Origin of the sequence: Mycolicibacterium rhodesiae (assembly GCF_002086695.1) — a bacterium.
In the GTDB taxonomy this organism is placed as follows: domain Bacteria; phylum Actinomycetota; class Actinomycetes; order Mycobacteriales; family Mycobacteriaceae; genus Mycobacterium; species Mycobacterium rhodesiae.
In genome coordinates this window covers 188145-195329 of record NZ_MVIH01000009.1, presented here as the reverse complement: position 1 = coordinate 195329, position 7185 = coordinate 188145, and the positions used below count along the sequence as shown (strand labels likewise).

The window sequence follows — 7185 nt, the reverse complement described above, 5'->3', positions numbered from 1 at the left end:
GTGGGGGCGGCGGCGGACACCGCTGACCTAACGGCGCCCGGCCCGATTCGACTGCGCGGTTTCATCCGCGACACGCCGGCTCGGGCGTATCAGGTCGCACACTCGCGACGACAGTCCCCGATCGGCCCCGCGACTCGGCCAGAAAATCCGTGTGGCAAACCGGTGTAATGGGCACACGGGTTAGAAATCTGAGCGGAGGTCATCGATGGAGCTGATTTCACCGACCGACTCGATGTTCTTGCTGGCCGAGTCCCGAGAACATCCCATGCATGTCGGTGGCCTGCAGCTGTTCGAGCCTCCTGAGGGCATGGGCCCGGAGTTCCTGGCTGACATCTACAGCGACCTGCTCACCTACCAGGACGTGCAGCCGACATTCCGCAAGCATCCCGGTGCATTCTTCGGCGGCATCGCGAACCTGACCTGGGCCTTCGACCGAGACATCGACCTCGAGTATCACCTGCGCCGCTCGGCGCTGCCCCAGCCGGGTCGAGTCCGTGAACTCCTCGAGCTGACCTCGCGACTGCACGGCAGTCTGCTCGATCGGCACCGGCCGCTCTGGGAGACCCATCTGGTCGAAGGCCTCAAGGACGGGCGGGTCGCCGTCTACACGAAGGTGCACCACTCGCTGCTCGACGGTGTCTCGGCGATGAAGCTGACCCGCCGCACGCTCTCGACGGATCCGCAGGACGACGAGATCCGGGCGCCGTGGACCATCGGCCCGCGAGCACGCACCAAAGACGAGGGCCGCGGGTCGCCACTGGGCGGGCTCAGACGAGCGGCCGGATCAATCGCGGGGCTGGCCCCCTCCGCGGTGACGATCGCGCGCGCCGCCCTGCTCGAACAGCAGCTGACCCTGCCCTTCGAAGCGCCGAAAACGATGTTCAACGTCCCGATCGGTGGGGCTCGTCGGGTGGCCGCTCAGTCCTGGCCGGTCAAACGCATCGTCGCGATCAAGGACGCCGCCGGTGTCACCGTCAACGACGTCATCCTGGCGATGTGCGCCGGTGCGTTGCGCGCCTACCTGATCGAGCAGGATGCCCTACCCGACAAACCGTTGATCGCCATGGTTCCGGTCAATCTGCGCGACGAGGACGACCAGTCCAGCGGCGGCAACCAGGTCGGCGCCATCTTGTGCAACCTGGCCACCGACGAGAGCGACCCGGCCAAGCGCCTGGCGGCGATCAACGCGTCGATCAGCGGCAACAAAGAGGTGTTCCTGCAGCTACCCAAGATCCAGCAGCTGGCCTTGTCGGCGTTCAACATGGCCCCGCTGGCCCTGACCCTGCTGCCGGCACTGGCTGCCGCGGCTGCGCCTCCGTTCAACATCGTGATCTCCAACGTGCCCGGCGCTCGCGAGCCGCTGTACTGGCATGGCGCACGCCTGGACGGCAACTATCCGTTGTCGATCGCGCTCGACGGACAGGCGCTCAACATCACGATGTCCAACAACGCCGACAACCTCGACTTCGGCTTGGTCGGCTGCCGGCGCAGCATCCCGCATCTGCAGCGGCTGCTCGCTCAGCTGGAGGACTCGCTGGCCGGGCTCGAAAAGGCGGTCGGCGTCTAGCCACCCGAAAGCGGCGGCGACCCCTCGGGGCGCCGCCGCTTCGTCCGGCCCGCCGCTACGGGCAGGTGACCTGAATTTCGAAGGGCTTGGTCACCGGCTGCATCGGGTTGGCCATGTCGACGCCCGTCGCAGTTCCGCTGATCTTGTAGGTATTGCCGTCCTTGGTGGCGGTGGCGTTCGCGCCACCGGGCACGCCCGCGGTGTAGCCCAGCGTCACGCCGTTGACGTTGCCCAGGCCGACGGACTGCACCGAGGAGGCATCCGCGGCCAGGACGGCGGCGATACCGGTGGTCGCCTCGCCGATCGCGATGTTGAGGTTGCCGCCGGCCGTCGCGCAGACGACTGAACCCTTGATGTCCTGCGGCTGGCCATCGATCGTCACCTTGGCGGTGCTGGATCCGGCGGTCGCGCTGGGGGACCCTGCCGCACTCGTCGTCGTCGCAGCCGCGGATGTGGTCGCTGTTGCGCTCGTCGTCGACGTTGATTTGTTGTCGTTTTTCGAACAACCTGACAATCCGGCCACCAGGACCGCGGCGCCGGCAACGGTCACCACCAAGCCACGTTTCACCGATTTCTCCTTATGTAGGCGATCCGTCGACATTGACGGATCATCGGAGAAAATTATGGTGCGCCGATTCCTGGTCATGGCGGGAATGCGCGAAAATCTCGTCTGCCAGTGACGGAGCCGAAACTTTCGTCGACATCAGGGCAAATGACGGACCGTTCAGGCAAAGTCGGTATCTTCACGGTCATGCAGACATTGCGCACACCCGACGAGCGATTCGCGACAATCCCGAATTTCCCTTATGCACCGCACTATTGCGAGCTCGACGACGACGAGGGTGGACGTCTGCGAGTGGCCTGGATCGACGAAGGCCCGGAGCACGCCGATCCCATTCTGTTGTTGCACGGCGAACCGACGTGGTCGTTTCTCTACCGCAAGATGATTCCGATACTCACCTCCGCGGGGCATCGCGTCATCTGTCCGGACCTGGTCGGTTTCGGGCGTTCCGACAAACCCACCCGGCGCGAGGACCACACCTATGCCCGCCACGTCGAGTGGATGCGCGCGCTGGCATTCGACGTCCTGGATCTGCAGCGAGTGACTTTGTTCGGACAGGACTGGGGTGGGCTGATCGGGCTGCGCCTGGCGGCGGAGAACGCGGACCGATTCGCCCGCATCGTCGTCGCCAACACCGGACTGCCGACGGGTGACTTCAACATGCCCGAGGTGTGGTGGCAGTTCCGCCGCGCCATCCAGGACTCGCCCAGCATCGACGTGGGCCGGTTCGTCGAGTCGGGGTGCCTGCGACCGATGAGCGACGATGTGCGTCAGGCCTACAACGCTCCCTTCGCCGACGACACCTTCACCGCCGGTGCGCGGGCCATGCCGGGTCTGGTGCCCACCACCCCGGACGACCCCGCATCCGAGGCGAACCGCTGCGCCTGGGCGACCCTGACCGCCGCCTCGACGCCGATGCTGGTGGCCTTCAGCGACGGCGACCCAATCACCGGCGCGATGGCCCCGATCTTCCAGCAGATGGCCGGCGCGCAGGGCCGCGAGCACCCCACCCTGCACGGCGCGGGGCACTTCATCCAGGAGGATGCCGGCGAGGAGCTGGCCGGTCACATCGTGCGGTTCCTGGAGTAACGCCTCGCGCTGGTTAGATGTCGACGTGCCCTTCTTCACCGTCGACGCGGAGTTGCCCGGCCGGCGGGGACGCAGCGGGGTGATCCACACCCCGCACGGCGACATCCACACCCCGGCGTTCATCGCCGTCGGCACCAAGGCCACCGTGAAGGCGGTGCTCCCCGAGACGATGCGCGAGCTCGGCGCACAAGCGGTTCTGGCCAACGCCTACCACCTCTACCTTCAGCCAGGGCCCGACATCGTCGACGAGGCGGGCGGCCTTGGCGCGTTCATGAACTGGCCGGGCCCGACGTTCACCGACAGCGGCGGGTTCCAGGTCCTGTCGTTGGGTGCCGGGTTCCGCAAGGTCCTGTCGATGGACGCCAACCGGGTGCAGGCCGACGACGTGATCGCCGAGGGCAAACAGCGGCTGGCGCACGTGGACGACGACGGGGTCACGTTCATCTCGCACCTCGACGGCTCGACGCACCGGTTCACTCCCGAGGTGTCGATGCAGATTCAGCACAAGATCGGCGCCGACATCATCTTCGCGTTCGACGAGTTGACGACGTTGGTGAATACCCGTGGCTACCAAGAGGAATCGGTGGCGCGTACCCAGGCGTGGGCGGTGCGCTGCATCGCCGAGCACCGCAGGCTGACCGCCGAACGTCCGGAGCGGCCCGCGCAGGCGCTGTTCGGGGTGGTTCAGGGCGCGCAGTATGAGGACCTGCGCCGCCAAGCGTCGCGGGACCTGGCCGGCATCGTCGATTCCGAGGGACGCGGGTTCGACGGTTATGGCATCGGCGGAGCGCTGGAGAAGCAGAACCTGGCCACGATCGTCGGGTGGTGCGTCGATGAACTGCCCGACGACAAACCCCGTCATCTGCTGGGCATCAGCGAGCCCGATGACCTGTTCGCCGCGATCGCTGCGGGTGCCGACACCTTCGACTGCGTGTCGCCGTCGCGGGTGGCGCGCAACGCCGCGGTGTACTCGCCGACCGGGCGCTTCAACATCACCGGCGCACGCTATCGGCGCGACTTCACCCCGATAGACGCCGACTGTGACTGCTACACGTGTGCCAACTACACCAGGGCCTACCTGCATCACCTCTTCAAGGCCAAGGAGATTTTGTCCGCCACGCTGTGCACGATCCACAACGAGCGCTTCATCGTCCGCTTGGTCGACCAGATCCGCGCCGCGATCGTGGCGGGCGAGTTCGACGAACTCCGCGAGGATGCCCTCGGCAACTACTACGGCCATTCGACGCGTGCACAATAGCGTGCACAATAGGTAGATGACTGCTGCCGCCGAGCCGCAAGAGCTGCTGGTGAAACTGCTCGACCCCGCCAACCGGGCCAACCCGTACCCGGTGTACCGGCAGATCCTCGACCGCAGCCCGATGCTGATCCCCGAGTCCACCCTGCACGTGATGTCCAGCTTCGCCGACTGCGACGAGGTGCTGCGCCACCCCGACTCGTGCAGTGACCGGCTGAAATCGACCGCCGCGCAGCGGGCCATCGACGCCGGCGAGCAGCCCCGCCCGTTCGGCACCCCCGGCTTCCTGTTCCTCGACCCGCCTGATCACACCAGGTTGCGCAAACTGGTCAGCAAGGCGTTCTCGCCACGAGTGGTCAAGGCACTGGAGCCAGACATCACCACCATGGTCGACGACCTGCTCGACAAGGCCGCCGAGACAAGCGAATTCGACGCCATCGAGCAGCTGGCGCATCCGCTGCCAGTGGCGGTTATCTGTCGGCTACTCGGCGTACCGATCGAGGATGAACCACAATTCAGCTCGGCATCAACACTTTTGGCGCAAGGGCTCGACCCGTTCGCCACGTTCACCGGTGAGCCTCAGGGTCTGGAAGAACGCCTGAAGGCCGGAATGTGGCTGCGCGGCTATCTGCGCGAATTGCTGGAGCGCCGCCGCGCGGAGCCGCGCGACGACCTGATGTCGGGGCTGATCGCGGTGGAGGAGTCCGGTGACCAGCTCACCGAAGAGGAGATCGTCGCGACCTGCAACCTGCTGCTGATAGCCGGCCACGAGACGACGGTCAACCTGATCGCCAATGCCATCCTGGCGATGTTGCGCCACCGTGAGCACTGGACGGCGTTGAGCGCCGATCCGGGCCTGGCCCCGAACATCATCGAGGAAACACTGCGCTATGACCCACCGGTGCAGCTGGCCAGCCGGGTGGCCGGTGCGGACATGCAGATCGGTGACACCCGAATCCCCAAGGGCGACATCATGATGCTGCTGCTGGCGGCAGCGCATCGCGATCCGGCTGTGACCGAGCGGCCCGACGACTTCGACCCGAACCGCAATCCGATCCGCCACCTGGCATTCGGCCATGGACCGCACTTCTGCCTGGGTGCGCCGTTGGCGCGCATGGAGGCCGCGGTGGCGCTGACCGCGGTGACCCGACGCTTCCCGCACGCGCGGCTGGCCGCTGAGCCCACCTACAAACCACACGTCACGCTGCGCGGTATGGCCCGCCTCGACGTCGCCGTCTGAATTCAGCCGAACAGGACTGCCAGCCGGTGGCGGTCGACGGATCCCTTCGCCGTCACCGGCAGTTGGTCCACCGATGAAATATGCTCCGGGACTTCAAACTTCGCGAGCCGCTCAGCGCAGAACGCTTGCAAGGCCGCACTGTCGAAGGCCGCCCCGGCCCGTAGGACGACTGCTGCTGCGACCTGCTCGCCGTATTTGGCGTCGGGCACCGGGAACACCGCCGCCTGCACCACATCGGGATGGGCCAGCAGCACGTCCTCGACCCGCTCGGGCGAGATCTTCTCCCCGCCCCGGTTGATGATGTTCTTGATCCGGCCCCGAAGTGTCAGCGTCCCAGAGCCGTTCATCGAGCCGAGGTCCCCGGTGTGCAACCAGCCGTCGGTGAAGGTGGCTGCGCTGGCCGCCGGGTCGTTGAGGTAACCGCGCGCCACCGCCGGCCCGCGGAGCCAGACCTCTCCGGTGTCGGCGATTCGCACTTCGGCCCCGATCGGTGCGCCGACGGTGTGCATGCGGGTCGAGGTGTCGGCGGCTGCCGTCACCGCGCAGGCCTGGTGGGTTGCCTCGGTCATCCCGTACGCCGGCAGCACCGGCGCACCGAACGCAGTCTCGAGCCGGGCGGCGACCGCAGCTGGCAGCGGGGCACTGCAACTCCGCAGGAAGCGCAGCCCCGCAGCGGAAGCGGCACCGGCCGGTGCGGCATCCAGCAGCACCTGGTAAATCGTCGGTACCGCGGTGACCCACGTGGCGCCGGTCGCCGCCAGTTCGTCGAAGAACGTATGCGCCGAAAACCGGCCCTTCTCAGGTAGTCCCAGCGTTCCTCCGCTCGACAATGTCGCCAGCAGGCCGGCCACCAAGCCATGCCCGTGGAACATCGGCATCACCGCGACGGTGGCGTCGTCGGCGCGCAGGCCGTACGCGGTCACCACATTGCGCATCGCGGCGGACAGGCTGTCATGAGTCCACGGCACCATCTTCGGCGTGCCCGTGGTCCCCGATGTGAACATCACCATCGCGTCGTCTGCGGTGAGTCCGAGCACGGGGGGAACCCGCCGCTGGACCGCGACCCCACTGACCGTGCACCGCGACCCCCGGACGGCCAACATGAGTTCCGGGGTTTCGTCGAGCGCCACCGCCGGTGTGTCGGTCAGTACCGCTCGAGCGCCAAGCCTGCGCATGCGGTCGCTCTGCTCGCTCGCCGGGAGTGCCGGGTCCAGCGGCGCCACCACCAGCCCCGCCCGGGCTGCGCCCAGAAGCCCGACGATGTAGCCGAGGGTGTTGGGTGCCCGCAATCCCACCACGTCGCCACCGACCAGCCCGGTGGCCCGCAGAGCTGCCGACATCTGCTCGACCATGTCCGCCAGCGTCGGGTAGCTGACGGAGCGGTGTGCCGCGGTGTCGACGACAGCGACCGCCCCGGGTGTGGCCGCGGCGGCGTGCGCGGCCAGGTCGCCCAGCCTCATGTCGGCCTCCGG

6 protein-coding genes are annotated in these 7185 nt (G+C 67.2%); 4 read left to right on the top strand and 2 right to left on the bottom strand.

All coding sequences use genetic code 11. The features are described from left to right. Positions 1 to 205: 205 nt before the first annotated feature. Complete coding sequence (locus tag BST42_RS19440) at positions 206 to 1567, top strand: WS/DGAT/MGAT family O-acyltransferase (protein ID WP_083120937.1); 1362 nt, start codon at positions 206 to 208, stop codon at positions 1565 to 1567. A gap of 55 nt (positions 1568 to 1622) precedes the next feature. Here BST42_RS19440 and BST42_RS19435 read toward each other — a convergent pair whose 3' ends face one another. Next, a complete protein-coding gene (locus tag BST42_RS19435) occupies positions 1623 to 2135 on the bottom strand; it encodes a lipoprotein LpqH (RefSeq protein WP_083120936.1) in 513 nt (170 codons plus the stop codon). Positions 2136 to 2318: 183 nt separating this feature from the next. On the opposite strand from BST42_RS19435, the gene BST42_RS19430 reads away from it, so the two are divergent. From BST42_RS19430 to BST42_RS19420, 3 genes are read left to right on the top strand one after another with little or no spacing between them, the layout of a single operon-like run. Continuing rightward, entirely contained in the window at positions 2319 to 3218 is a 900-nt protein-coding gene (locus tag BST42_RS19430; RefSeq protein ID WP_083120959.1) for a haloalkane dehalogenase, read from the top strand. 25 nt (positions 3219 to 3243) lie between these two features. After that, a complete protein-coding gene (gene tgt, locus BST42_RS19425; protein ID WP_083120935.1) occupies positions 3244 to 4476 on the top strand; it encodes a tRNA guanosine(34) transglycosylase Tgt in 1233 nt (410 codons plus the stop codon). A gap of 16 nt (positions 4477 to 4492) precedes the next feature. Then, positions 4493 to 5713 (top strand): cytochrome P450, encoded by a 1221-nt coding sequence (locus BST42_RS19420; protein ID WP_083120934.1) that lies wholly within the window; start codon positions 4493 to 4495, stop codon positions 5711 to 5713. A gap of 2 nt (positions 5714 to 5715) precedes the next feature. On the opposite strand, the gene BST42_RS19415 is transcribed toward BST42_RS19420, so the two are convergent. Further along, complete coding sequence (locus BST42_RS19415) at positions 5716 to 7173, bottom strand: FadD7 family fatty acid--CoA ligase (RefSeq protein WP_083120933.1); 1458 nt, start codon at positions 7171 to 7173, stop codon at positions 5716 to 5718. Positions 7174 to 7185 lie beyond the last annotated feature (12 nt).

Coding starts and splice junctions, on each gene's coding strand:
- BST42_RS19440 (WP_083120937.1), top strand. CDS start 206: ATGGAGCTGATTTCACCGACCGACTCGATGTTCTTGCTGGCCGAGTCC.
- BST42_RS19430 (WP_083120959.1), top strand. CDS start 2,319: ATGCAGACATTGCGCACACCCGACGAGCGATTCGCGACAATCCCGAAT.
- BST42_RS19420 (WP_083120934.1), top strand. CDS start 4,493: ATGACTGCTGCCGCCGAGCCGCAAGAGCTGCTGGTGAAACTGCTCGAC.
- BST42_RS19415 (WP_083120933.1), bottom strand. CDS start 7,173: ATGAGGCTGGGCGACCTGGCCGCGCACGCCGCCGCGGCCACACCCGGG.